This window comes from Rothia sp. HMSC08A08 (assembly GCF_001808385.1).
GTDB classification, from domain to species: domain Bacteria; phylum Actinomycetota; class Actinomycetes; order Actinomycetales; family Micrococcaceae; genus Rothia; species Rothia dentocariosa.
In genome coordinates this window covers 193,459-219,861 of the sequence record NZ_KV793056.1, presented here as the reverse complement: position 1 = coordinate 219,861, position 26,403 = coordinate 193,459, and the positions used below count along the sequence as shown (strand labels likewise).

Annotated in this window: 17 protein-coding genes, 3 tRNA genes and 1 pseudogene; 10 read left to right on the top strand and 11 right to left on the bottom strand. The window is 52.4% G+C overall.

Translation table 11 applies throughout. The features are described from left to right. Nucleotides 1-67 precede the first annotated feature (67 nt). From HMPREF3164_RS01520 to HMPREF3164_RS01510, 3 genes are all read left to right on the top strand, one after another. Nucleotides 68-1,255: a metallophosphoesterase family protein gene (locus tag HMPREF3164_RS01520; RefSeq protein ID WP_070448549.1), complete on the top strand. Its 1,188-nt coding sequence runs from the start codon at nucleotides 68-70 to the stop codon at nucleotides 1,253-1,255. Continuing rightward, nucleotides 1,252-4,443, top strand: a complete 3,192-nt coding sequence (locus HMPREF3164_RS01515; RefSeq protein ID WP_070448548.1) for an AAA family ATPase — start codon at nucleotides 1,252-1,254, stop codon at nucleotides 4,441-4,443. The genes HMPREF3164_RS01520 and HMPREF3164_RS01515 overlap by 4 nt, the downstream gene beginning before the upstream one ends. Nucleotides 4,444-4,532: 89 nt before the next feature. Beyond that, entirely contained in the window at nucleotides 4,533-6,050 is a 1,518-nt protein-coding gene (locus tag HMPREF3164_RS01510) for a hypothetical protein (protein WP_246822552.1), read from the top strand. 103 nt (nucleotides 6,051-6,153) lie between these two features. Here HMPREF3164_RS01510 and HMPREF3164_RS01505 read toward each other — a convergent pair whose 3' ends face one another. The 8 genes from HMPREF3164_RS01505 to bcp form a co-directional block, all read right to left on the bottom strand. Continuing rightward, nucleotides 6,154-6,801, bottom strand: coding sequence for an MBL fold metallo-hydrolase (locus HMPREF3164_RS01505; RefSeq protein ID WP_070448547.1), 648 nt, complete (start codon nucleotides 6,799-6,801; stop codon nucleotides 6,154-6,156). Nucleotides 6,802-6,822: 21 nt separating this feature from the next. Further along, nucleotides 6,823-7,914 carry an S-(hydroxymethyl)mycothiol dehydrogenase gene (locus HMPREF3164_RS01500; RefSeq protein ID WP_070448546.1) on the bottom strand — a complete coding sequence of 364 codons (1,092 nt, stop codon included), beginning with the start codon at nucleotides 7,912-7,914 and terminating at the stop codon, nucleotides 6,823-6,825. A 198-nt stretch (nucleotides 7,915-8,112) separates the two neighbouring features. Continuing rightward, on the bottom strand, nucleotides 8,113-9,048 hold the full coding sequence (locus HMPREF3164_RS01495; protein ID WP_070448545.1) for an alpha/beta fold hydrolase: 936 nt from the start codon (nucleotides 9,046-9,048) through the stop codon (nucleotides 8,113-8,115). A gap of 171 nt (nucleotides 9,049-9,219) precedes the next feature. Next, on the bottom strand, nucleotides 9,220-10,515 hold the full coding sequence (locus HMPREF3164_RS01490; RefSeq protein WP_070448544.1) for a YihY/virulence factor BrkB family protein: 1,296 nt from the start codon (nucleotides 10,513-10,515) through the stop codon (nucleotides 9,220-9,222). 231 nt (nucleotides 10,516-10,746) lie between these two features. After that, complete coding sequence (locus HMPREF3164_RS01485; RefSeq protein ID WP_070448543.1) at nucleotides 10,747-12,228, bottom strand: malate:quinone oxidoreductase; 1,482 nt, start codon at nucleotides 12,226-12,228, stop codon at nucleotides 10,747-10,749. A gap of 182 nt (nucleotides 12,229-12,410) precedes the next feature. Beyond that, nucleotides 12,411-14,393, bottom strand: a complete 1,983-nt coding sequence (locus HMPREF3164_RS01480) for an ABC transporter substrate-binding protein (protein ID WP_070448542.1) — start codon at nucleotides 14,391-14,393, stop codon at nucleotides 12,411-12,413. A gap of 254 nt (nucleotides 14,394-14,647) precedes the next feature. After that, a tRNA-Leu gene (locus HMPREF3164_RS01475) sits at nucleotides 14,648-14,732 on the bottom strand. Between the two features lie 65 nt (nucleotides 14,733-14,797). Continuing rightward, a complete protein-coding gene (gene bcp / locus HMPREF3164_RS01470) occupies nucleotides 14,798-15,274 on the bottom strand; it encodes a thioredoxin-dependent thiol peroxidase (protein WP_070448541.1) in 477 nt (158 codons plus the stop codon). Between the two features lie 266 nt (nucleotides 15,275-15,540). Between bcp and HMPREF3164_RS01465 the strand changes: the two genes are divergently transcribed. Beyond that, nucleotides 15,541-15,613, top strand: a tRNA-Lys gene (locus HMPREF3164_RS01465). A 186-nt stretch (nucleotides 15,614-15,799) separates the two neighbouring features. After that, nucleotides 15,800-15,872: transfer RNA gene (locus HMPREF3164_RS01460), tRNA-Lys, on the top strand. A gap of 114 nt (nucleotides 15,873-15,986) precedes the next feature. On the opposite strand, the gene HMPREF3164_RS01455 is transcribed toward HMPREF3164_RS01460, so the two are convergent. Next, entirely contained in the window at nucleotides 15,987-16,505 is a 519-nt protein-coding gene (locus HMPREF3164_RS01455) for a hypothetical protein (RefSeq protein WP_070448540.1), read from the bottom strand. A gap of 541 nt (nucleotides 16,506-17,046) precedes the next feature. Here HMPREF3164_RS01455 and HMPREF3164_RS01450 point away from each other — a divergent pair. The 5 genes from HMPREF3164_RS01450 (at nucleotide 17,047) to metG (ending at nucleotide 23,417) form a co-directional block, all read left to right on the top strand. After that, nucleotides 17,047-18,867, top strand: coding sequence for an acetolactate synthase large subunit (locus HMPREF3164_RS01450; protein WP_048753200.1), 1,821 nt, complete (start codon nucleotides 17,047-17,049; stop codon nucleotides 18,865-18,867). Beyond that, nucleotides 18,867-19,367: an acetolactate synthase small subunit gene (gene ilvN, locus HMPREF3164_RS01445; protein WP_004004952.1), complete on the top strand. Its 501-nt coding sequence runs from the start codon at nucleotides 18,867-18,869 to the stop codon at nucleotides 19,365-19,367. The genes HMPREF3164_RS01450 and ilvN overlap by 1 nt, the downstream gene beginning before the upstream one ends. 157 nt (nucleotides 19,368-19,524) lie before the next feature. Next, nucleotides 19,525-20,553, top strand: coding sequence for a ketol-acid reductoisomerase (gene ilvC / locus HMPREF3164_RS01440; RefSeq protein ID WP_004004951.1), 1,029 nt, complete (start codon nucleotides 19,525-19,527; stop codon nucleotides 20,551-20,553). Nucleotides 20,554-20,860: 307 nt separating this feature from the next. Further along, nucleotides 20,861-21,670 (top strand): YwqG family protein, encoded by an 810-nt coding sequence (locus HMPREF3164_RS01435; protein WP_070448598.1) that lies wholly within the window; start codon nucleotides 20,861-20,863, stop codon nucleotides 21,668-21,670. 199 nt (nucleotides 21,671-21,869) lie between these two features. Further along, nucleotides 21,870-23,417 carry a methionine--tRNA ligase gene (gene metG / locus HMPREF3164_RS01430; protein ID WP_070448539.1) on the top strand — a complete coding sequence of 516 codons (1,548 nt, stop codon included), beginning with the start codon at nucleotides 21,870-21,872 and terminating at the stop codon, nucleotides 23,415-23,417. 130 nt (nucleotides 23,418-23,547) lie between these two features. Here metG and HMPREF3164_RS01425 read toward each other — a convergent pair whose 3' ends face one another. Next, a complete protein-coding gene (locus HMPREF3164_RS01425; RefSeq protein ID WP_070448538.1) occupies nucleotides 23,548-26,274 on the bottom strand; it encodes an FtsX-like permease family protein in 2,727 nt (908 codons plus the stop codon). Nucleotide 26,275: 1 nt separating this feature from the next. Then, nucleotides 26,276-26,403, bottom strand: a pseudogene (locus HMPREF3164_RS11280) (ABC transporter ATP-binding protein); the annotation flags it as partial.

Here is a 26,403-nt window from a genome sequence, read left to right as displayed (position 1 = left end):
GGGCATAAATTATATGCATGACGAAATCAGGGTGCATGTTCCAGCGCCCAATGTAATACTAAAAACTATGAAGATTCTGCACACCTCCGACTGGCATTTAGGGCGTACCTTCCACCGGCACAGCCTGCACGAATGGCATCAACGGTTCATCGATGAACTTATCGACTATGCGACTGCCGAAAAGATTGATGTGCTCCTTATTAGCGGAGACGTGTACGATAGCGCCCACCCCAGCGCCGAAACCACCGAGCTTCTTGGCAAGACTTTAGACCGTCTGGCGCTCGCGGAAATTCAGGTAGTTCTGAGCGCGGGAAATCATGATTCCGCTCGTAGGTTAGGGTATGGGGCAGGTACTTTAGCGCGGCAGGGTATATACCCTGTGACGACTTTGAAGGAAACATTTGAACCGGTAGAGCTCACCCGGGACGATATACGAGTGCGTATTTATGCCGTGCCTTACCTAAACCCACGTTATTATGGGCGTCAGCTTGATGTTGAGCCCACCCATGCAGCCGTGCTGGGAGAGGTCTGCACACGAATTCGAGAAGACAATGAGAAACGGAACGCAGGGGAGAACCCCGCAGATTTCACCATTGTCATGGTCCATGCCACCGTGAGTGAGCACGGTGACTTCAATGAATCTGTGCGTTCTTCTTCGGAACGAAATATCAGCGTAGGCGGCGTGGACTGGGTGCCAGCTGCGCTCTTCGAGGGATTCGATTACATGGCATTAGGACATATTCACCGCCGCTACCCGGTGATGGATCGTGTACGATACAGCGGCTCGCCGCTACCTTTTTCCTTCAGCGAAGAAGCTAATAAAAACGGAGCCTATTTACTGAACCTCACAGCACGCGACGGGGGCATGGAACTGCAGGTCGAATCCCATGAATGGCGCACTCGGCTGCCCATTAAGACCCTGACGGGAACTTTCGATGAACTGATGGAAAGCGACGAATTCTCGCCCTACGAAACCGAGTATTTTTGCCGTATTATCCTGCGCGATGATAAGCAGCCGGTAGGTACTCTTGACGAGCTCCGTAAACGATATGAGAATATTGCCTCGTTCGTTTTTGAGCCTCTGCATCAACAACCGCGCGCAAATACTCGCCCGCGCATCACCGAAACCACTAACCCGGCGCATGTGTGCGAGGAGTTTTACGCTACCGTGCGGGCGCATCCGCTGGAGGCGGCAGAAACCCGAGCCCTTGAACATATTGTTGATGAGGTTATCAGCAGCGGGAGGTCAGCATGATTTTTCATCGCCTAGAATTTGAAGCATTCATGGCCTATCCCAAGCGAGAGGTCATAGACTTTGATGCCCTCAACGAAGCCGGTATTTTTCTTCTTAATGGTCCCACCGGGTCAGGAAAAACGACCGTACTCGACGCTATCTGTTATGCACTGTACGGAATGCCCTCTTCCGAGCGTGATATAGGATCTTTGTACTCTACCCATGTGCCCCCTGGAGAAATAAAACCCCATATTTTTCTGGAGTTGAGCATACAGAACCGTCGTCTGAGGATCGACCGAACCCCGGCCTATCGTCGGCTCATAACGCGCGGGAAAAATAAGGGAACACCCACTCTCGAAAATCCGCAGGCATTAGTTTCTGAACTTATTCCGGGCAGAGACCCGCAGGATGAACAATCCTGGCGTAAAGCCGCGGAGGGCATGGCAGACTCGGCGGACTACCTGACAAAACTTATAGGACTTAACCGAGAACAATTCTTGAAGGTTATGCTCTTACCGCAGGGGCAATTCGCCGATTTTCTTAAAGCTCGCAGTAAAGACCGAATTCCGTTGCTTAAACAGCTTTTTCCGGTTGATACCTATGAACAGGTAATGAATAGGCTTCGAGAGGAAGAACAGATTAGTGAGCGTGCTGTACAGGATATTAAACATGCTTTAGACAGGACTCTTGAGCAGACCGTCACGACGTACACAAAACTATGTGAACGACTTTCGCGTAGCGGCACAGACCTTGACGACAACAAAAATATCGTTGATGCGCAGGAGCGCGAAGTTTCTGAAGCATATACCAAACTTGACCTAGCGACCGATCTTGAGACTGCACGGCATGATTTCGAGGGGTGGTTCACGGAGCATCTTCACGCTGTACGCCGGCAAGAACAGCAGGATGAGCACGCCCTGACCGACCTCAAAGATAAACGTGAAAAACTTGCCGCGCAACAGCAGGACATAGCCCAGCGAATACAGGATTGGGCGGAATATAAGAAACTGCAGTCGGCATGGGTGCGACACGAATCCCAGGAAGAGGAACATAAGAAACAGTGCCGAACGCTCAGTAACTCTCGGGCAGCAGCCCCTGTGGAGGCTGAACTGGAACGTTCTCGTCGTGATGAGGAACGCCGGATGCACGCCGCCGAGCACGCACAGGATACGCTGAACATGGCTCGGAGCAGCGCCTCACAAGCTCTAGAAGCCCTAGGGGACTGTACCGAGCACCTTGAGGCTTCACTGTACCGGATAGACACGGCGCAGGATCTTCAACGGGTTCTCAATCAAGCTCCAAGCGTGATGGCGCAGCTTCGGGTATACCAGCACGATGAACAAGCTTTAGAAGAGGCAAAAGCAGCCCTTACAGCGCTCAAGCGGGACTCCGAGAAAGCGCAACGGACGGTGGAAGGAATTGCGAAACGCGAGCTCCAGAGCCAGCAAAAACTCAGTGATATTAGCAAACGGCTAAGCTCCCTGCACGATGTTGAACAGAACTACGCTCGGGCCCAACTTGCCCTAGAAGCTGCGAAAAAGACTCAGCAAGAAGTCGCTGCCCATGCAGAAAAATTAGAGCAGGCGCGAACTGCTCACGACCAGGCCGTGCAGGCGTATGAGCTAATTCAGCGGGTATCTATCACCGCTTCAGAAGAGTACACGAGGCTTCAAAAACGGCGCTTAGAACAGGTTGCTTTCACTCTTGCAGAGGAGTTGGACGAGGGGAAGCCCTGCATGGTGTGCGGCTCTCGGGAGCATCCGCAACCGGCCCAGCCTAGTGTCAACGGCATTACCTTAGTGGAACAATCTGAGATTGATGCCGCCGAGAAGCGTGCCCACCGGGAGCAGCAGAAAGCGTCGGCAGCAGCTACTTCCGTGGCGCAAACCCAGACCGTTTTGGACCAACTTACCGAGTCTCACATGCCTGATTCTCAAGAAGCGCAGCGTCAAGTTGCAGAGGCACAAAACGTCTATAACCAAACTCAAGAAAGCCTAGAGAACAAGCGTGAAGCGCAGCATCAACAGGAAAAAGAGACGCTTGAACTTCAGAAAATTTTGGAAGAGCAGACTCAGGCGCGTACATCTTTAACCCAACTGCAGACTCAGCAGGCGAGTGAGCGGCAAACTCTGACAAAGCTTGAGAAAAAACTTCGTCAGGTGGCGGCTACCATAAGTTTTGCCGACCGGGTATGCAAGCTTGAAAGCTACGTGGAGCAGGCGCATCGTGCCGTTGATGCAAGCCGTCGTCTTGACGATGCCACAATTAGCGCCGCAGAGAGCGCCCATCAGGCACAGCAAAGTCTGGAACGGTCGGTTTTCGAGACTTTCGAGGCGGTTCAGCAGGCGGTTCTCACGGAGGTACAGCAACAGCATCTTGAGCAGGCTATTTCGGCTTATCGAGAAGAACATGCCACTCTTCAAGCCTCTCTTGACCGACCATCCATGCGTACCGTTGCCACGCTTATTGAGCATGGACAGAAGGCTCCTTCCCAGGAAGAACTTACCCGCATACGTCAAGAACGCGATAATGTTGAGCAACAGTATGAAACTTTGATGACACGCGAGGGTATTCGTACAAATGGTATTGAAACTTTAGAAGCTCTATTTCAGGACTACCAAGAACGGCAAGGGGAATCAGCCCACGCCGTGGAGCAGGCCAATCTTTACGCTGGACTGGCGCGCATCGCTCGGGGTGACAATCCTGATAAAAACCATCAGATAGATCTTGTGAGCTATGTGCTCGGCGGTGAATTTGAGCAAGTCTTGCAAGTGGCTTCTGAGCATCTGCAGCGTATGAGCGATAATCGTTACAGTTTGGTACTCAGCGACAAACGAGAGAAACGAGCGCGTATTGGCGGTGGTTTGAGTATTAGCGTTGAGGATAACTGGAATAACGACCAGCGTGAGGTGAGTTCTCTTTCCGGCGGCGAGTCTTTCCTCGCATCGCTTTCGTTAGCCTTGGGCCTTGCCGAAGTCGTTCAAGCACGTAACGGCGGTATAGAGATTGAGACACTTTTCATTGATGAAGGTTTTGGAACTCTCGATGCGCAGACTCTGGAGCTTGTAATGGAAACGCTGGAGAATATTCGAGAGAACGGTCGTGTTATTGGACTTATATCACACGTTGAAGATATGAAAGAGCGTATTTCTGCCCAAGTCAGTATAGAAAAGCGACAAAATGGCTCGACTCTTCGAGTTAACGTTTAGGTTTGGACGAATGCGGGGGTAAACTATCCAAAGAGATATCACTTAGACGGTTGAGAAGACCGGCCTCAAACACCCCCAAGGAGAATAGGATGCGCCCCACCACATCCGAAAGAGACGGCAGTGAGAGAACCTCACCTACACCGTTAGGTTCTGGTGCGTCTGGTACGCGCATTACTAACAAGCCCTTGCAACAGCGGCATAGCTCTTTAGGGACCGGAGTACCCCGCTGGAGCTCTGGGCTTCAGACAAACACCGTGGTTCCCTATGAAGAATACGATCTGCGAGAAGCGACCCGTGCTCACGGTCGCAGCTTCTTGGGAATGTTGAGGCTTCGCCTAGGATACCTTATCCGCACACGGCGTGAAGAAGGATTTCTTTACAGCGCATTTGACGTTATGATGCATATGCCTGTTGCTCTGATCGGTATGACCCTTTTTCTGGTAATTGCGCGAAATCTGCATACAGTGCATGATGGCGGCTACGCTGTAGGGGCTCTTGCCTTTGCCTATACCCTCAAGATATCGACAACCCCGATTTTGGAGCGTTACTGCGGGCTTAGACTCGTATTAGGAGGCAGTGCGGTTCTGCATATTCCTGCGGTACTGTACCTCATGCATCTGTCAAATATGCTGGCTACGGAGGCCGCAGCCTTGGTCACAACTTTTGAGTATGCGGCGGCATGTATGCTGGCGGGCTACACCCTTCCGCCATGGCCTGTGATTGTGCATGAAGCTCGGTATAATCCCACAAAAACTTCTGATCCTGAGTGGCTTTTTGCCATGGTTGCATGGACGAATGTCGAAAAGCTGGCGCTGTATCCTCTGGCTGCATTTGTCTTGGTGCTTCTGAACAGCCTTATGGGTATTAACGCTGGGTTCTGGGCGGCTATTTTATTGGCTGGTTTGTTAATATTTGTTGTCGTTCTTATCCCCAACGTACTTCCTAGAACTCCAAAGTCGCTCCCCTCAGATTCAGATGTGGCGCGAGCAGATGGAACCGCACAATCGTATGTACAGGAGATACCCTCAGATTCTATAAGTATGGTTCTGATTTTGGGACTCATGGTTATCAGCGGATGCATCGGATCTATCGGTTCAGCTCTGCTGGGATTCGCTCTCAATCACAATGCATTATCGCTCTACCCCTTGATGATTACAATATGCTTGGGGACGGCTGTTATCACTATGCTTCCGGTGCTTTTAGGCGCAGATAAAATTGTTCCTTGGCACGGTTGGCTTTCGAGCGGCGTTGTGCTCACACTGGCTGCACTTTTACTGCCTACTGTCGATCGAATATCAATGATGATGGTAGGCCTAGCAATCTACGGCGTGGCGTTAGGAATTGTTGTTGGCGGCCATAAATTAGCTTTGGCGCATGTGCTGGTACGCACTCCCGACACCCAGATGAGCTTCTATATTAGTGGTGCTATGGCACTAGGGCTTACTTTTGGCGCTACCTGGGGAGGGTACCTGGGAAGCGGACCCTACTACCGTAACGCCTTTATCGTTCCGATCGTTGCCGCTTGCCTATACTTCTGCATGGGACATCTTTACGGGTATCTCTGGCGCCGCCGCTACGAGGAACAACTGGCGCCATTAGACGGCTGATCAGCAAGTAGGACTTACCCATATGAATAATAATGAGGTGGTACAGGTCTTCGAGAGGAAGACCTGTACCACCTCATATATGAGCAAAAGAGTCGTGAGGTTCTTAGTGCCCGCGTTTCTTCCAAGCGTCTAGATCGGGTGCCTCTACACCGATGCCTGTGGAGTCTCCGTGACCCGTGAGAACCGCAGTGGATTCGGGCAGGGTGAGCAGCTTCGACTCGATGGAGTCGATAATAGTGTCGAAGTCGCTGTAGGAACGCCCAGTCGCTCCGGGACCGCCCTTGAAGAGAGTATCGCCCGAAAAGAGTACGCCTTCGCTGTTCTCCCAGCTGAGTTCGGGCGCGTAGAAACAGACCGACCCGGGAGAGTGTCCGGGGGTAGCGATCACATGTAGCTCGGTATTACCAGCACTGATTTTCTGCCCGTCATGCAGGGGCTCGTCGAAGTCCCAAGATGGGTACACCATTTCCCAGAGCACCCGATCCTCAGGGTTTAGGTAGACAGATGCTTTAAAACGCTCGGAGGCTTCTTGCGCAGAGCGAATATGATCATCGTGAGCGTGGGTAAGTAGAATCCTCTCGACCGTGCGACCGGCAACCTTTTTTGCGATTTTATCGACGTCATGCGCGGGGTCAATGACTGTCACACGCTGGTCATCACCAATAATCCACACGTTATTATCGACTTCCCAGGTGCCGCCGTCGAGCGAGAACGTTCCGTGAGTAACAACCCGTTCAATAATTTCAGTCATATGAGAGTTCCTTTCCCGGTTTTAAAGTTCCACCACGGAACGCAGCACTCGACCGGTTTTCATGGTTTCAAAGGCATCATTGACGTCTTCCAGCTTAATACGCTCGGAGACAAAGCCGTCTAGATCGAGGCGACCGAGCAGGTACTGATCCACGAACTCGGGGAAGTCGCGCGAAGGCAGCGTATCACCATACCAGGCGCTCTTAATAGAGCCGCCGCGCCCGAAAACCTCATCCAGGGGAATATCCCAGGTGGTGCCAGGCTCAGGAACTCCCACAAGTACCACTCGCCCGGCAAGATCGCGTGCCTCGAAAGCCTGTTTGAAGGTGGGGGCGATACCTACTGCATCTATTACCAGATCCGCACCAAACCCGCCGGTCAGCTCCCGAATAGCCTCGACCGGGTCTACCTTGGCTGAGTTTACGGTGTGTGTTGCACCCTGCTGACGTGCGCGTTCGAGCTTATCGTCATCAATATCAACGGCGATAATGGTAGTTGCTCCGCCCAGCTGCGCGCCAGCGATTGCTGCGGTGCCCACACCGCCACATCCAATAACGGCCACGGATTCTCCGCGTTTGAGTGCACCCGTATTGAGAACGGCACCCAGACCTGCGGTCACACCGCACCCGAGCAGTCCAATAGCGGCGTACTGCTCGGGAGAAATATCGGCGGTAATCTTCGTGCACTGACCCGCTGCGACAAGGGTTTTCTCGGCAAAAGAGCCAATGCCTAAAGCAGGAGTGAGCTCGGTGCCATCCTCTAGAGTCATTTTCTGGGTAGCGTTATGGGTAGCAAAGCAATACTGTGACTCGCCCTTACGACATGCACGGCATTCACCGCAGACCGCACGCCAGTTGAGGATCACAAGATCTCCGGGGACAATATCGGTCACGTCATCGCCAACTGCCTCCACTACGGCTGCTGATTCGTGCCCCAACAGGTAGGGGAAATCATCGCCCACACCGCCTGCAACATAGTGGTGATCTGTCTGGCAAACACCGCAGGTAAGAACCTTCACGAGAGCCTCGCCCGGACCGGGATCGGGTACGTGAATAGTCGTTACGGTAACGGGCTCGTTCTTAGCGAGCGCTACAACAGCTTTAACCTTGTGCATACTTTGGTTTATTCCCTTCGGGATCGTTGAAGAAGTTTTCGGGACCTCGTGCGGCTTTACCCGTCGCATAGAGCATGTATGACCACATGTTCTGACGCATCAAGATTTCTTGATACGTCTTTCCATTCTAGGGCTATCACTAGGGTCTGTACATATGAATAGCTATAAGCTAAGCGTGTTGGTGCGTATGAAAGAAGCTTATACTGCTTGCCGGTTACTTCCCTGAGAATCGTGCGCAAAGGCTAAAGCGTTGCGCCTAAAAACGCCTGAGGTTAAGGCGCTCACATGATCCCGCCCCGGAATATCAAGAAATTTTAGATACGGATGTACCCTCTGGAGCAGGGGATATAGCCTACGTCCGTCGGCAGCGATGGAGTCTTCGGAACCGATTGCGATCAGCAGAGGAACACGAGGGTACGGGAAAGGCGGGTTAGCAGCGTGAATAACGGGAATGCGCGTAGAGTCTGCAAGCGCAGACGGCAGTGAGAAGAACTCGCCGAAGGGTATATGCACAAAATCAAGGAGAGCATTGGCGCGTAGCGGTGACGATTCAATAATGCTGGTAAAGGCTTCTTCTGTCGCAGGATCTTGGGTAATGGCATCATCAGCACACGAGGCAGAAACCATAGAGCGCAGGGCTTCGAGGTGATTGTGCAGGGGCATACCGCCCAGAATAAGCGATGCAACGCGAGATGGGTGCCTCAGAGCGAGCTCCCACCCTACCCTAGATCCGAAGGAAAAACCCACACCATGTACTTGCTGGATAGCAAGTTCGTCAAGGAGAGCAGAAAGCGTATCAGCGAAAAGAGCCATGCCGTTCTGCGGTGAACCATTTTCTGACACTGTGGTCTGGACGACCGGAAAAGTACCGTGTTCTTCGATTGTTCCCACCGGGAGTTTGGCATCTACCGTAAAGTTGGAGTCTTTGAGGTATTTTCGCCCGTGAAAAGGTAAATCGACGGTCAGCACGGGTATACCTGTCCGAATGTACTGGCGGATCCAGCCGGTACCGCCCCAGAGCTGGTCGCTACGGGTCGCAAAGCCGTGCAGAAACAGAACGGGAGTTGTACCTTTTTCCGCAGCTGCAGGTATGTAGCGGGTGTATTCAAAAGGCGGTATGGGAGTCTCACACATATGTATATTTTTGCACCTGCGCGCGCTGATTGTGTAGACGAAAATATATATGACGTGTGGGGCGAAAAATTACGTTTATGACAAACACAATCGTGGTGGGTGCGGTATATTTCCGCCAACTACCACGGGTCTATCCGGTAGTGCATGTGCCGCTCATGCTGCACTTAAAAATTAAAAAAGCGTGTCTCGCGAAGAATCTTGACGCTTGGAGCTGCCGTTTTGAGGATTATCGCTGTGTGGAGTGGAATCGCGGGTATGTTTTTGAGAGGACTCCGAAGCCTTCTCCTTCACGTCCCCAGAATCCTCAGAGGATTGTGCCTCCGTCGCCCCTGCACGGGTATCGGAAACAGCCTGTCGAAGCATCTCAGTGTTGGTAGAAACAGCAGTCTGCACCCGTTCGAGGATTGAGGGCTCGGGCGGTTTGGGCAGCGTCTGCTGACCGCTTGCAAGGTCTTGGATCTCTTGGGCACTTGAGCTTAGGACCTCTAACTTTTCCTGGTACTTGGTAATGGCTCGGGTGTCGCGGGGTTCCACACGCAGTTTTCCGTCGATATCCTCACCCGCCACAATCTGGCGCATCCGTTCAAATTCAGCATCGACATGAGCGCCAAAGACCAGCATATTGTTCATGATCCAGAGGAACACCAGCATGACGATGACACCACCGATAAGTCCGTAGGTAGCGTTATATTTGCTGAAATTATTGGTGTAGATGGTAAAGCCTAATCCGCCTAACCCCATGCCAAACAAGGCGATAACGGCTCCCGGCGAGGTCCACCGAATTTTAAGACGCCGCACATTGGGTGTTGCAGTGTAGAGCATCGCAATGAGAAATACCGCAAGAATGAGAATTAAAACCCAACGTCCATTGAGCCACAGAACCTTGATGAGTTCTATATCTACTCCAGGCATATAGGGCGCAACCCAATCGAGAACTGATGCTCCCAAGAGGAACATCAGCATCATGAGAACCACAAGCACTATAACCCCGGTAGTGATGAGTACGTTATAGGGTTTGAGGAACCACCCGGGTCGTCCTTCGCGTACTCCGTATACGTTATTGAGCGCACGCCCGAAAGACCCTACATATCCGGAGGCAGACCAGAGCGCACTGAGAATACCAATGATTAATGCAAACCCGGCGCCTTGTCCATTGGTTAGCTGATGAATAGGTCCTTCCAGAATCGAGTACATTTGCTGAGGTGCACGCTCTTGGAGGAACCCTAAGATTACCTTGGCGCTATCTTCTCCCTGCCCAAAAATTCCTAGGAGTGACAGGATCGCGAGCAGAGCAGGAAAAGCAGAGAGCACAGTGAAATAGGTGAGCGCTGCGGCTAGATCTGTTCCCCCGTGCGCTCCAAAGGAAAAACCCGCGCGTCGAAAAATATAGGCGATACTGCCCTGAGGAAATTCGCGTATTTTTACATATTCTGAATGAGGAAGTGATTTTTTGCGGCGTCGTGCCATAGGAGCGTTCCTTGTCTTGGTGTTTGCTTGCGGCGCTTAGAAGTACCAAATACTTGTGGCAATAATACAGGAAATATTTTTTCTCATGAGGAGGAACGATAGAGCGCGGCACGTATGAGTTCTCTCCACTGAAGAGTTTTACTATTACTTAACAGCGAAAACCTCCATCCAAAAACCTGTGTATGGCAGGGAACAGGACGAAGGTTTTCGAGTCAGCACCTCAAGTGTATCTTAGTTGGCGATATCTAATGTATGTGCAGTGTGAGCCATAATTTCGTCAGCGAGATCCGGATTATCGTTGAGTTTAACCCCATACCCCGGAACCAGAGCACGGATGCGCGACTCCCAACCCGCGAACTGAGAGGGAAAGCACCTCTTGAGTAGGTTCAGCATAATGGGCGCTGCGGTTGAAGCCCCCGGTGATGCGCCAAGCAGAGCGGCGATAGACCCATCGGCCGAAGAAACAACCTCGGTGCCAAACTGCAGAATTCCGCCCTTCTTCGCATCCTTCTTCATAATTTGCACACGCTGACCCGCTTCAATGAGTTCCCACTCGTCGCCGTTAGCTTCAGGGTAGTAGCGGTGCAGGGACTCCAGACGCGCATTCTTATCTTTAACCAACTCGGTGAGCAGATATTTGACGAGCGACAGGTTATCGAGACCCGCACGAGTCATGGGATAGATATTGTGCAGACGAAGTGAGAGGGGCAGGTCAAGGAGAGACCCTTGCTTCAGGAAATTGGTCTTGAACCCAGCATAAGGCCCGAAAAGCAGAGAACGCTTACCATCAACATATCGAGTATCCAGGTGCGGAACAGACATCGGAGGAGCGCCTACGGATGCCTGACCATACACCTTTGCATTATGCTTAGCGGCGGTAATTTCATTGGTGTTGCGCAGGAACAGACCCGAAACCGGGAAGCCGCCGTATCCCTTACCTTCCCCAATTCCCGACTTTTGGAGCAGATGCAAGGCACCGCCTCCAGCACCAAGGAAAACAAATTTAGTATGGATTTTCAGGGGTTCTTTGGTATTGATGCGGTTAATAGCAGACACAGTCCACGTACCGTCAGATTCACGGTCAAGGTTCTTAACCTCGTAGCCGTAGCGTACTTCGACTCCCTGAGATTGTAAATAATCGATCATGCCAGTGGTAAGCGCACCAAAATCAACGTCGGTACCTTCCGGAGCCCAGGTAGCTGCGACCGGTTCTCCTTCGGAGCGGCCCTTGACCGTCAAGGGCGCCCATTGAGCAATTTGGTCGCGTTCCGTGGAGAACTGCATTCGCTCGAAGAGCTTCTGCTGGTGGAAAGAATCGTAACGTGCCGCAAGGTACTTGGAATGATCTTCGCCGAATACAAGGGACATATGGGGTACAGGGTGGATGAAATCGTTATTGGGCAGAATACCTTCATTTACAAGGGAAGCCCATAACTGACGTGAAATCTGGAACTGCTCATTAATACCCAAGGCTTTATCGGCGCTTACTTTTCCGTCGGGACCAGCGGGGGCGTAATTCAACTCGCACAGTGCAGAATGACCGGTGCCAGCGTTATTCCACGGGTTCGAGGACTCCTGTGCGGGCTTATCAAGGCGTTCCAGAAGAGTAATATTCCAGGTGGGTTCCAATTCCTTCAAAAAGACACCAAGCGTTGCGCTCATAATACCGCCGCCCACAAGGACGACATCGGTCTGTTCAGTACGTGCTACCACTGATACTCCCAGGGGTTTGGTGCCCGGCTTTGGGCACGGTCATATGACAGTTGTATGACTCTAGCGTACTCCCTGAGGGTCTGTAGGTACACATTCCACTGAGAAAAATCCAGAATCAGTAATGTAGTTCACAAAAGAGTGAGGAAATTCTGCAAAATACATTAAATTCCACAACTGAAGCCTTAGGAAATTCGCACTTTAGCAAAGAGCTCGATAGCGCTTTGTTCGGTTTCGTAGCCAATAATACGTCGATTAATACCTATGTTAGACGTAACGTTCAAAAGTGGGACCGCAGGCATAAATGCCGCTAAATCCTGGTTGATGGAACGATATTTTTCACGCTGTTCGTCTAAAGAAGTGGCGCTATCGGCTTCGCGGATCTTACTCATAATCTGTTCCAGCGTAGGCGCAGGTTCTACCTTTGCAGGAGTAATGCTGGGAGACGGGGTAGGCGATGTCTCGGCTTCGGAACTGTCCTTCGGGGCAGCGCTTGCTGACGGTGATGGAATCGGAGAATCGGTGGGATGCGCCTTCGCCTCGGGGGTATCGTGCGATACGGGGTTTAATCCCATAGCATCGATCCACTGCGCCACCAGAAGAGGTGCAAGAACCGGCCCAAGAAAAGCGTAAGGATCACGATAGGTTCCGTAGAAACCACCGAGGAGAATGCCGCGAGTAGTATTTATTTCCGTAGCGCGGGTATGATAATCGGACCAGTTCAGCGGAATAGGTTTAATATTGAGCCCAATATCGAGAAGAGCTCCGATCATCTCAGAGTAGACTTTTTGGGGTGACATAATCCACGGAAGCGAAACATCAATAGGGTAGTAGCATTCGATGGTTTCGCCTGTGTATCCTGAGGCCGCGAGCAACGATTTTGCTTGGTCAACATCTCGCTTATACAGACGTTCCAGAGAGTCATCCGAGGTACGAAAAAGCCTAGGCATAAGGTGCAGTGCTTCAGAAGTTCCAGAAAGGTAATATCGGATGAGGGCACCGCGATCGACAGCTCGCGCGATAGCTCGGCGCACCGAAATATCTTTAAGAACCGGATGCGCAAGGTTGAACCCCAGATACAGAAGCGAGAAGGGATCACGCAGCGGGTACAGGAACCCTTCACGCCCCAGCGGCCCTAAGTCATTGCCACTTACTTGATCGCAGGCATCAACTTTATTGTCTACGAGAGCATAGTAACGCTTGTCGGAAGAATTGAGAGTCGAGAAATGTATTTCGTCGAGTTCAATCTTTTCCTGCTTGATGCTCACAAATTTATCGTTGCGTATGAGAACGATATCGGTATTTTGCGAAGCGGGCGTTGAGATTTTAAAGGGCCCAGTACCAATGGGCATCTCTTTGATACGGTGGTTCTCGGTAAGTGCCTCGGGTGAAACGATGCCGAAAGCCGGTTGGGTCAGAATCCGCAAGAACGCTTGTGAAGGACGTACAAGCGTAAACACAAGTTTGGAGTCGGTGACGCGTACATCGGAAACGAGGGGAGCATAACGTAAAGGTATCTGCTCGGTGTGTTCATCAGTCTTTGGTGTATCGGCCTTGGGTGTATCTGTGTCTTCCTGAGCCGAAGGGGTTTGCGTTGCGGCGGCAGACGGTGAAGAGCTTGCCTCCTGTGATGCTTTACCTGCGTGTGGCGAGTTAGAGTGCACAATATTACCAAAACCCCAGCCGTAGAGTGGCTGAAAGGGAACGCAGCGTGCCGCCGTTTCTGGGGATGTTGCTAACGCCTGCCACCGCTGTACATTACGCAGTACGGCTTCTGCCGTAAGGGGAGTACCATCGCTAAATGAGACCCCTTCCCGGAGCGTAAACGTATAGGTCAGACCATCTGGGCTAATCGTCCACGAGGAGGCAAGCGCCTCCTGCGGAACGCCCGTGTAATGGTCGGCACTCACGAGAGTTTCAAGAATCTGTGCTGTTACACGGTACGTCGGAGAGACCGGGTCAAAGGCGGGATCAAGAGAGTAAGGTGCCGCGCCTTGAGCAAATCTAAAGATCCTGCGGGTCTCTCCTGAACCGTTGTCGGGCGCCGAATCACCGCAGGCCGTCAAAGTATAACCCGCTGCCAGAAGAGACCCTAACCGCAGCGCAGTGCGGCGGCTGATACCGCTGTAGCTGATACCGGGGGCATCGGTTGGGGAGAGATGATTCACGGACAAGCCCTTTCATGGTGATTACTGAACCGTGATAGGTAATGCGTGGTTGATAAGGCGTTTATGTCTGGGCGAAAACACTATTCTTTTAGAATACAACGTCACGATTTAATGTCGCGATACTCAAAGAGGGTTTTAGGCACGACTCACAGCGAATTATAGGCTTAGGGATATAGCGCCAGGGTACTCTGCTGTGCGGTATATAACAAAAAGCCCGCAACTTCTTCGATAAGAAGACGTTGCGGACCCAAGATTGGTGCGCGAGGGGGGACTTGAACCCCCACGCCGTAAGGCACAGGAACCTAAATCCTGCGTGTCTGCCAATTTCACCACTCGCGCGGGGAGCAAAGCTACCTAGGAAAGTCTACACGAGGATATAAGACTATACAAACGGAAAAATCCGACTATTTGGGGTCAATGCCAAGGTCACGGCGCAGCTTAGCAACATGGCCGGTGGCGCGTACGTTATATTGCGCCAGCTCTATGATGCCCTGCTCATTGATGACGAATGTAGATCGGATAAGTCCTTCGTAGACTTTGCCGTAGTTTTTCTTTTCGCCCCATGCACCGTAGGCGAGTGCGACAGCGTGATCGGCATCGGAGAGAAGGGGGAAGGTGAGAGACTCTTTGGCGGTGAACTTCTCTAAAGCTGCGGGCTTGTCGGGGGAAACACCTAAGACAACGTATCCGAGTGACTTCAAAGAGGCAAGGTTATCTCGAAAATCGCAAGCTTCTTTGGTGCATCCGGGTGTTGATGCCTTGGGATAGAAGTAGAGAACGACCTTATGCCCTGCGTAATCCGCTAGGGAATATTGCTGACCAGTATAATCTTCCAGGGTAAAACTTGGGGCTTTTGTGCCTGGTTCTAGTCGGGTGCTCATGGTTTCTCCTTAAAAATAGAGGTTCTCGGTATTGCATGTGTCGCCGTAAACGTTCTATTTAGTGTACGGGGTTTATAGGATCTCTGGGAGGTTTTTCGCGAGGGTGTGCCATGAGATGAGGTACTGCGGTGCCATCGAGAGCATGAGCGAAAGCAAAAAATGAGAGTTTGTGTGAAGCGTCACTTATATGTAACTTGCGTGAAATATTAATTATCCGTATAGTATTTATCTGTTGTCGTACGAATGCGATACATCACCCCAAGTAAGCGCCTCTAGCTCAATTGGCAGAGCAATTGACTCTTAATCAATGGGTTCTGGGTTCGAGTCCCAGGGGGCGCACAAAATAAACCCCGTCGGTTATGGCGGGGTTTTGTTGTATACCATGGTGATTTGCAATCGTGATGCTGGATGTTGATGTTCGCCAAAATCGCTGACTACAGCCGTGTTCGTAAGTTGCAAAACGCGCTTGATGCTCGTATAGTGTTTATCTGTTGCCGTTTCGAAGCTGCAATATTTGTTACCTAAGCGCCTTTAGCTCAATTGGCAGAGCAATTGACTCTTAATCAATGGGTTCTGGGTTCGAGTCCCAGAGGGCGCACAGAATAAACCCCGTCACTATCTGTGACGGGGTTTGCTTTTTTATACAGTCCGGCTGGATTAGTGTATATGCATTATCCGTGACAGCCCTGTATGGTACAGGCCGTTTAAGAGTCTAGAGAACAGGCCAGCGTGAGGTTACAAACTCGCGGAAGGCAGAGACGTCGCGACTTTGATTGAGAACGCCGGTCCCGTGAATGGTGGTAATCTCAGGCGCATCCTCAAAAATAAGCAGGAAAGAGCTGCCGTTCACCGATTCAATAGCCACCGAATGTTCACCTACCCGGTATGCGTGCAGCGCATTTGTGTTATCAATGGTGGATGCAGTACCAGCAGGCGTAACATCTGGCATGCGGATAGGGGCGATAATAACCTCGTCAGGAACCTCTTGGTAGCCCACCAAAAAATGCTCCTGCATAGGTTCTTGATGTTGGTCGATATCGGGGTTGCGGTAGATGGCGCTTCCGGTAGCGTAGACCAAGTTGTAGGCCCCATAGTTAATAATCTGCTCATCAAATGCAGGGTGGAGCACCTTGATGAGCTGTTCTCCCGTAAGAGCCTCGGCGCTCTGTGGTTGGTTAGACTGCTCCGGTGTAGGGGAGGGTGAAGCAGCCAGGTTTTGCGAGTCGGTCATGTACTCATCTTACCGGCGAAGGCGTTCTACGTCACTGCATCACGTCACATATTTACCTGGGGGATTCCTGGAGCTCGCAGATTACCGTGAGAGTCTAGGATACGAGACTCTTGCCTGCGCCGCACTGAATACTTTACAGCTATCTCGAACGCAGGGACCCCAACACGGTATCCAAAGCGTTGAGTAAGCGCTCGAAAATATATCGAAAGTACACGCAATGCGAAGAAATTAGAGAAACTCTCATAAAAACGGCGTGGAAATTTGACTCATGACATCAAGAGCGAGACTATATAAAGGTGCAAACACGCAAGACGCAGCGAATTCTTAGCCTTGTCGTCGTCGCCTAGGGCGCTTCACAAGGTAGATTTTCTGTGAATAGAATGTGCGCCCTTCGCAACACCATAGCGGAGGGTATTTTTATAGCTAAAGGCGCCCGACCGGAGCCTACAGCGAGCGAAACAGTGCGTAAGATACCCGAACAGGCGGGCTTCACGCGCATCTGTCGAGAACTAGAAAACAATACAAACGAGGCATCATTATTATGACCACGGGATTTTCGATTAACTCCGCGGGTAGTGGGCAGGCTGAAGAAAAAGCCCCTGCTGCCGAACGCATGACCGGCTCGCAAGCGATTATTCGTACACTCGAACTTTTGGGTGTTACCGATGTCTTCGGTCTGCCAGGTGGCGCAATTCTGCCCACCTACGACCCCTTGATGGATTCTTCCAAAATTAACCACATCCTCGTTCGTCATGAGCAGGGGGCAGGGCATGCGGCTCAAGGGTATGCAACTTCCACCGGCAAAGTCGGCGTGTGTATTGCAACATCAGGGCCGGGCGCCACAAACCTGATCACCGCGATCGCGGACGCCAATATGGACTCCGTTCCGCTGGTAGCTATCACCGGTCAGGTTTCCACCAAACTTCTGGGCACCGACGCCTTCCAAGAAGCGGATGTGGTGGGCATGACCATGCCGATTACCAAGCACTCCTTCATGATTTCTGATCCACAGGATATTCCGCGTGCGCTCTCTGCCGCGTTCCATATCGCCTCCACCGGACGCCCCGGCCCCGTGCTCGTGGACATCACCAAGGATGCGCAGGTCGGTATGATGGAGTTCAACTGGCCTCCCAAGGTTGAGGTGCGTGGGTATACTCCCGTAACCCGTGGTCACTCCAAGCAGATTCGTGAAGCGGCCAAGCTCATCAGTGAATCCAAACGTCCCGTGCTGTACGTTGGCGGCGGTATTATCCGCTCCGGTGCATCCGAGGAGCTGGCAAAGCTCGCCGAAATTACTGGGGCTCCCGTGGTGACCACGTTGAACGCCCGTGGTGCTTTCCCAGACTCCAATCCGCAAAACCTGGGCATGCCTGGTATGCACGGCACCGTTCCCGCCGTGTTCGCTATGCAGAAATCCGATCTGCTGATTACTCTAGGGGCTCGTTTTGACGACCGCGTGACCGGTAAACTCGACTCTTTCGCCCCCGAAGCCAAGGTCATCCACATTGACGTAGACCCGGCAGAAATCTCCAAGATTCGCTTCGCAGACGTGCCGATCGTGGGTGATTTGCGCTATGTGCTCCCCGAACTCAATGAACTGCTCTCCACCGAGTTCGCCAATAAGTTGCCGGATTTGGGGCAGTGGTGGGTTGAACTTGATACCATCAAGAACGACTACCCCCTTGGGTACACCAAGACCGATGATGGTTTGGGATCCCCCCAGCACGTATTGGAGCGCCTGAGCGCCCTCACCGGCCCCGATGCTTTCTACGTGACCGGCGTGGGACAGCATCAAATGTGGGGCGCACATTTCATCGGCCAAGAGAAACCACGGCATTTCCTCAGCTCAGCAGGACTCGGCACTATGGGATACTGCGTTCCCGCCGCTATGGGCGTGAAAGTTGCCAACCCAGACTCAATTGTGTGGGCTATTGATGGTGACGGTTGTTTTCAGATGACCAACCAGGAACTTGCCACCTGCGCACAGAACAACATTCCCATCAAGGTTGCCGTGGTCAATAACTCCTCGCTGGGTATGGTGCGTCAGTGGCAGGCACTCTTCTACGATGGTCGATACTCCAACACCCACCTGCGCACCGGGCACGGAACCGACCGCATCCCTGACTTTGTGAAGCTTGGCGACGCCTATGGATGCGCCACTTTCCGCTGCGAGAGGGACGAAGATGTGGACGAGGTTATCAAACAAGCGCTCGCTATCAACGACCGTCCCGTGGTGATTGACTTTACTGTGAGCCCCGATGCCATGGTGTGGCCGATGGTGCCCGCCGGCGTATCAAACGACCTCATCCAAATCGCTAAAAACACGTCACCCGATTTCGGTCGAGAAGAGGGAGAAAACTAATGAGCCTGCACACCCTATCCGTTTTAGTTGAAGACAAACCCGGTGTGCTCTCACGCGTGACCGGTTTGTTCTCTCGCCGCATGTTCAATATTCAGTCTTTGGCGGTGGGACCCACCGAGGTTCCTGACGTTTCGCGCATCACAATTGTTGCTGATGGTGAGCCTGAGACTTTGGAACAGCTCACTAAGCAGCTCAACAAGCTGATCCATGTGCTTAAGGTGGTGGAGCTAGCCCCAGAGACTTCAACACAGCGTGATCACATCATGGTTAAGGTCAAGGCGGATGCCGCCGCTCGCCTGCAGGTTGTGCAGGCCGCTGACCTTTTCCGTGCTTCGGTTATTGATGTCTCTACCGAGTCCGTGGTGATTGAGGCAACCGGTTCTCCCGAAAAGCTCAACGCCTTGCTTGATGTTCTTGAACCTTACGGAGTGCGAGAGATCGTGCGTGCTGGAACCATTGCGCTCTCTCGTGGTCCACGTTCCATGAGTGAACGTATCTAACGCTAAAACCCTGTCAGGATGTGGGAAGCACCGCCCGCGGTTTGATACTTCCCGCATCCTGAGATTTATCACAGAACGCCCATGAGCGGCGCCACGTCTAGTAAACTTAACGCCTGAGCCTGAGTTCGGGCTAAACCTATTATTTTGAGGAGACAAAATGGCAGCAACCATTTTCTACAACGACGATGCAGACCTCGCCCCAGTCCAGGGACGTACCGTTGCGATTATCGGTTATGGTTCTCAGGGACATGCACACGCTCTGAACCTGCGTGATTCTGGAGTCAAGGTTATTGTTGGCCTGTCTGAGGGCTCCAAGTCCCGCGCTAAGGCAGAAGCTGAAGGTCTGCGCGTAGCTACCGTTGCTGAAGCTGCAGCTGAAGCGGACCTCATCATGATTCTGACCCCGGACCAGGTACAGGCTCAGGTCTACAAAGAGAGCATTGAACCTAACCTGAAGCCCGGCGATGCTCTGTTCTTCGCACATGGCTTCAACATTCACTTCGGGTACATCACCGTTCCCGAAGGCGTGGATGTAGCTATGGTTGCGCCGAAGGGTCCCGGCCATACCGTACGTCGTGAATATGAAGCAGGTCGTGGTGTGCCCGCTCTCGTTGCCGTTGAGAAGGATCCGTCCGGTAAAGCTCTGGATCTTGCTCTGTCCTACGCTAAGGCACTCGGTGCAACCCGTGCAGGTGTTATTAAGACCACTTTCACCGAAGAGACCGAGTCTGACCTCTTTGGTGAGCAGGCGGTGCTGTGCGGTTCGCTCTCACAGCTGGTTCAGTACGGTTTCGAGGTTCTTACCGAGGCAGGATACCAGCCTGAAATTGCATACTTCGAGGTTCTGCACGAACTCAAGCTCATTGTGGATCTGATGATTGAGGGCGGTATTGCTAAGCAGCGTTGGTCCATTTCCGACACCGCCGAGTACGGCGACTACGTCTCCGGTCCTCGCGTGATTTCTCCTCAGGTCAAGGAGAACATGAAGGAAGTTCTCGCCGATATCCAGAACGGCGCCTTCGCAAAACGCTTCATGGACGATCAGGCCGCAGGCGCACCCGAGTTCAAGGAACTGCGTGCTAAGGGCGAGTCTCACCCGATTGAAGCTACCGGTCGCAAACTGCGCGAGCTGTTCTCGTGGAACACTGTTGACGATGACTATACCGAAGGTTCGGTGGCTCGCTAAGCACTAAGCTACTAGCGTTTCTGGGGGTGTCTATCATGATGGTAGGCACCCCTTCGTGTGTGCTTGGCCTTTGAGATATTTACGGCGACTAATAGCAATGCTCTGGAATTTCTTTCCTATCGTATATACCACCTACCTGAGCGGCTGGAGCTATATGGTGCTGTTCCTGCTACCGGACAAAATAGGTAATGACGAAATCGGTTGTGTGTTGGCTCGGGAAGGTGCTCTCATTAAACCAGGGCGCAGGTGGAAACACCTGCACAACCCAGCAATGACCATAGATAGAACCGTTGAAGGAGAGCTTCCTGTGAGCAATATTGTTGAGAAAGCTACTGCCCTTGTTGAAGAGCTCTATGCTGAAAACCCATTACCCACTATTAGGATTAAGCCCTCTGAGGCTGCTGAGCCGCTGCCGGTGACCGTCTCGAAGTTCGGGGGAGTGCCGTATCTGCCCGCTGGGGTGGAGGCGCCCACCGACTCGGACGGGGTGCCGATGGGCATGGTTGCGCAGATTAACTGTACTGAACTGCCTGAGAATCCCATTTATCCGCCCACCGGCATGGTGCAGTTCTGGGTGAGCACAAACGCAGGGTGGGGGATAGATAAGGAAGAGAACCACCGTGTGATCTACTATCCTCAGCTGGGTGAAGCGAACCCGGATGCGGTAGCGACTTGTGAGGATCATGAGCGGGAATTCTGGTGGCCTATCAAACATGAGTGTGCACTCGAATTTACGACACTTGGGCGGGAAATATTTGCCCCGAACGATTCGATAAATCACCCGCTGCTTGAGAAATGGAACCAGGCATACCCGGAACAGGCTATTACGAGTCTTTTTGACCTTGATGTATATGATGTGGAAGATATTGAGGAAATTACTGGTTCAGGGGACTACTCAAGGCTTGGTGGGTTACCGCACTTCATGCAGGGCGATCCACGCCGTAAATACCCTGAAAACTCTGATGTTCGCAGGCGTACCGTGAACCTGTTAACGATGGATTCGTATGGGAACACGGTGCTCTGGGGCGATGTTGGTACAGCGAACTGGCTGATCGCCCCGGACCGGTTGGCAGCCCGTGACTTCTCGCAGGTCTTCTATGAGTGGTCATGCGGCTAGCGGGCTCGGCTCGCTGCTGTAAACACAGGCGACCCCTTCGCACATTCTGCGTGCTGAGCACCGTCACGGGGTGTAGCGTGCAACATGTGCGAGGGGATCTGCTACTGCAGCTGGGATTGTACGCGGGTACATGACGGCGGCTTGTCGTATTACTCTTTCACCGCATCTATGCTGAAAAACTGCGGTAAGATTAATAATTATGAGTGCTACCCCCTTCTACATCACGACTGCGATTTCTTATCCCAACGGAAACCCCCACATCGGTCATGCCTATGAGACCATTGCCGCCGATGTGTTGGCACGTTTCAAGCGACTCGACGGTTTTGACGTGCGCTTTATGACGGGCACCGACGAACATGGGCAGAAGATGCAGACTACCGCTGAGAAACAGGGGAAAACCGCCAAAGAACTCGCCGATGAGAACTCTGCCCGTTTTAAAGCGATGAACGATGCTCTCGGTATTAGCTACGATCGCTTTATTCGCACTACGGATCCGGACCATTATGAGGCATCCCAAGCAATCTGGAAGCGTATGGAAGAGAACGGGGATATCTACCTCGATAAATATGCCGGATGGTACTCCGTGCGAGATGAGGCCTATTACGCCGAGGATGAGACCGAAGAACGCGACGGACAGCGCTACGCCATTTCTACCGGAACGGAAGTCGAATGGACTGAGGAAGAATCTTATTTCTTCCGCCTCTCAAAGTATGCCGATAAACTTCTGGATCTCTATAAGAATGAAGGGTATGTTTTCCCTGAATCACGTCGCAATGAGCTGATCTCATTCGTCAAGGGTGGTTTGAACGACCTTTCGATTTCACGCACCACCTTCGACTGGGGCGTTCCTGTGCCTGGCAACGATAAACATGTCATGTACGTGTGGGTGGATGCGCTGACTAACTATCTAACCGGGCTTGGCTACCCCAATACGGACGGGGAACTGTTCACGAAATATTGGCCCGCTGATCTGCACCTGATCGGTAAGGATATTACTCGATTCCACTCTATCTATTGGCCTGCGTTCCTCTGGTCTGCCGGTCTTGAGCTGCCCAAACGCGTATTTGGGCACGGGTTCCTGCTGGTTAATGGTGAGAAAATGTCGAAGTCGGTGGGCAACGTGGTGGACCCCGCGGATCTTGTGGCAGCGTTCGGGCTGGATCAGGTCCGATTCTTCCTGATGCGCGAGGTCTCTTTCGGACAAGACGGCTCGTACTCCGAAGAATCCATTATCAACCGCATCAATTCTGATCTTGCGAATAACTTGGGTAATCTGGCGCAGCGTTCGCTCTCAATGGTTGCCAAGAACTGCGACGGTAGGGTACCGGTCCCTGGAGAATTTACTGAGGCTGACCGCAAGATTCTGGTCGGTGCTTCCGCACTTTATGAACCGGTGCGGGCAGACTATGATGAGCAGGCGTTCCACCGTGCCCTAGAGCGCATCTGGACTGTGCTTGCCGATACGAATGCTTACTTTGCGGAACAGGAACCGTGGACTCTGCGCAAAAACGGCGAATTTGAGCGCATGAATACCGTACTCTACGTGACTCTTGAGGTGGTCCGCCAGGTTGCCATTCTGATGCAGCCGGTGATGCCCAGTTCGATGGAGAAACTTCTTGACCTGCTGGGGGTAGCAGAAGGGGAGGAACGCCTTTTCGCTGCGCTCCCTAAGAACCTGACAGCTGGGAAGGAGCTTCCTGCACCGACACCGGTTTTCCCGCGATACGAAGCGCCAAAAGAGGCATAGAATCACACTATAAAGTACAGAATATCCCGGAACCTTTTTGGAGGTTCCGGGATATTTTTGATAGTGAGGGCTCCCGGTATTGTCTAAAACACCGGGAGCCCTCACCCGTTGCAGGATCTAGCCTACCTGATTAGTGGGAACTCAGCCCTTCTACCGGGGACTGTCGCGCCGACCGGAAGGCTGGGATAGCTGATGCCGCGAACGCAGCGATGATACCCACGATGAGCACGAGAACCAGACCGCTGACAGGTAGAACTACTGCCATAGCCATGGACTCGCGAGTAGCGTGTACCAGTACTTGAGAAAGTACAAGGCCTATACCCACACCCGAAACGATACCCATCGCCAACGCGCCGAGAGTAATCATGACAGCCTCGGTCGAAACCATACGCCGCAGCTGCTTGCGGGACAGGCCCAGCGAGCGGAGCATCGCATTCTCCCTGCGACGTTCGTTCACCGATAGGGTCATAGTATTCGCCACACCGATAATGGCGATCACAATAGCCAGTGCCAGCAGGATCAAGGCACCACTGAGCATAATAGTCAGCATTTGGTCATTATTCTTGCGAATCTGAAGACCACCTTGAAAATCGGTTCCGTTGTTTGCCTTGGCAAGCTCCCCTTGAAGCTCGGTATTATCGCTTGATGACAGTGGAGTGCTTGCCCGCACCAGAACCATGGTTGCTGTACCGCGTGCTGCGAAACTACGCGCCAAGGCGGGGTTTTCCTGAGCCGCTTTCATGAGCGCTTCTTGGGCGGCGGGATCGTCTGGCAATGCCTGATTACTAGCGGCCTGCGGATCAGATGCATTCTGTACCTGGGCACCGGTTTCCGGTGATACCACGAAGAATGGTTCCTTAGTGTTTGCCTTGACGGGTTTGAGCTCAATCTCGCCAAGAGGGCCGCTGACCTTAAGACGAGTGTTGTTATCGAACTTACCCAGATCCCAAATATCCTGGGGGACGAGTACCTCATCATTCTTTAAATTGGTACCTGATTCTCCGGTTGCTACCTTGTGCAGATCATCGTTGCTAAGCGCGATTACATTGTCTTTGAGATTGGCGGAGTCTGCGTTATCGGGCTTTGCTGTGTATTCGATAACGCCCGCAGCCGAACCGACGCTGACAGCCTCAACATTCTTCGTGCCCCTGATCTTATCAGCAACTTCGTGAGCCTTTGTCACGCTTGCGCTGCCGTTAGTTGTGGTAGATTCACCGAAAGGAGCGTATGCCGAAATCGGCGATATCCTATCAATCTCTTGGGCAATGGAGGCGCTCATCACTGAGTGGCTGGTGAGAACAGCGGAAATAACCAAGGTTCCTACCAGCACGGCTCGCCCAGTGGAAACCGTGCGTTTGGGTGAGCGCAAGGAATTTGCTAACGCCAGTTTACCCGTTTGCCCGCGCAGAGCTACGCCGAAAAAACGAACCAGAGGGATGAGAACCCACGGGGTGAGAAGAAAGACTGCTATGCCGAGGAAGAGGCATGCCAGCAGTACGGAAGAGATAGCGGATCCGCCGTCTTTATTCCCTATAGCCGCGATAGCGATAATAACGCCTGCAAGAGCGGAGAGAACACCGAAGATTCCTCCTAAAACGCTAGGTTTCTTGACCGCCTGGCTTGTGCTTGCGCTCATGGCACTAATAGGGGAAATACTCAGTGCGGTGCGCGCCGGTATAAGTGAAGCGAGTACGGTCACAGCGGTGCACATGAGTACGCCTGCAATAAACGCCGTGGGGGAGAAATTGACGATGAACGAGCTGAACATCGCGTTTAGAATGCCACCGACCGCGTATACCAGTCCTGAACCGATGACTGAGAAGAAGACCCCAATTATTAGTGATTCTATGAGGAGCATCCGCACCAGCGAACCACCGCGGGCACCGAGAGTACGCAGCAGGGCGAGTTCGCGTACACGCTGCCCCACCAGCACCGCGAAGGTGTTCGAAATGACGAACGAAGAAACCAACAGAGCCAGAATTGCGAAGGCGATAAGAATGGTATTCAGCGAGTTGAAGAGCGTTGAGAACTGTTTCTTAAGGTGATCTATCATCTGCGTGTTAGAGAGCACCTTGGGGGTGGTGTTTTTATCACCGGTGTTCAGTTCTTTCTGCAGAGCGTCACGCGAGTCCTGGGTATTGTTCTTGAGCTTAATGAACGCCTGAGGCGCCATGGGTTTAGCGGGGTCTGAGACGATCCCGCCCTCTTCCTCTGCAAGCTGACGCGCGGTATCCGCAAGACCGGTGCCACCAATAAAAACGTTGTCGCTCATCTGTGAATCTGAGATACCGGTGTTAAAGGTAGCTGTGAGGGTGTACTCGGTGTCTTTCGCGTTATCCTTATCGGTGGCTGAGGTGACGATATTGGGCATGGTCACCTTATCGCCAATTTTCAGGTTGTGTTTCTCGGCGAAACTCTTAGCGACCAGGAGTTCGGTGTCTGTGGACGGGAGATTCCCCTCAATATCAAAGGGCGAAAGGTCCTTTGACGGTGGCGCAGAACCGTATGCTACCTTCTCCTTATCGGCTCCGTAGGTGCCGGAAAAAGTGTATAGAATCCAGGATGAGCTAACCTCAGGAGATTCCTGAATCTTCTTAACCGTGTCATTGGACATCGGGAACTTAGCGGTTGAGTTCTGATTATCCTGGTCCATGACACCCGCAGAGACTACCATGTTCTCGGAGTTAGCGTAGACATCACCGATAGTCGCATCCATCGTGGCCTGAAGCGATGCGGTAAGCATCAGCACTGCTGAGATGAAGAACGATGAAATGGCGATACCAATACCCGTGAGAATGTATTTCTTCTTGGAGGAGCGGATATTTGCCCGCGCCACCGTATTAAGCGTTGCAGCCATGTTATTCACCTTCCAACTGGCCCATAGCCTGAAGCACCGCGTCGTGGGTGGGATTAAGCATTTCGCCAGCAATCATGCCGTCTTTGAGGAAGACCACGCGGTCTGCGTAGGATGCTGCGTGTGCATCGT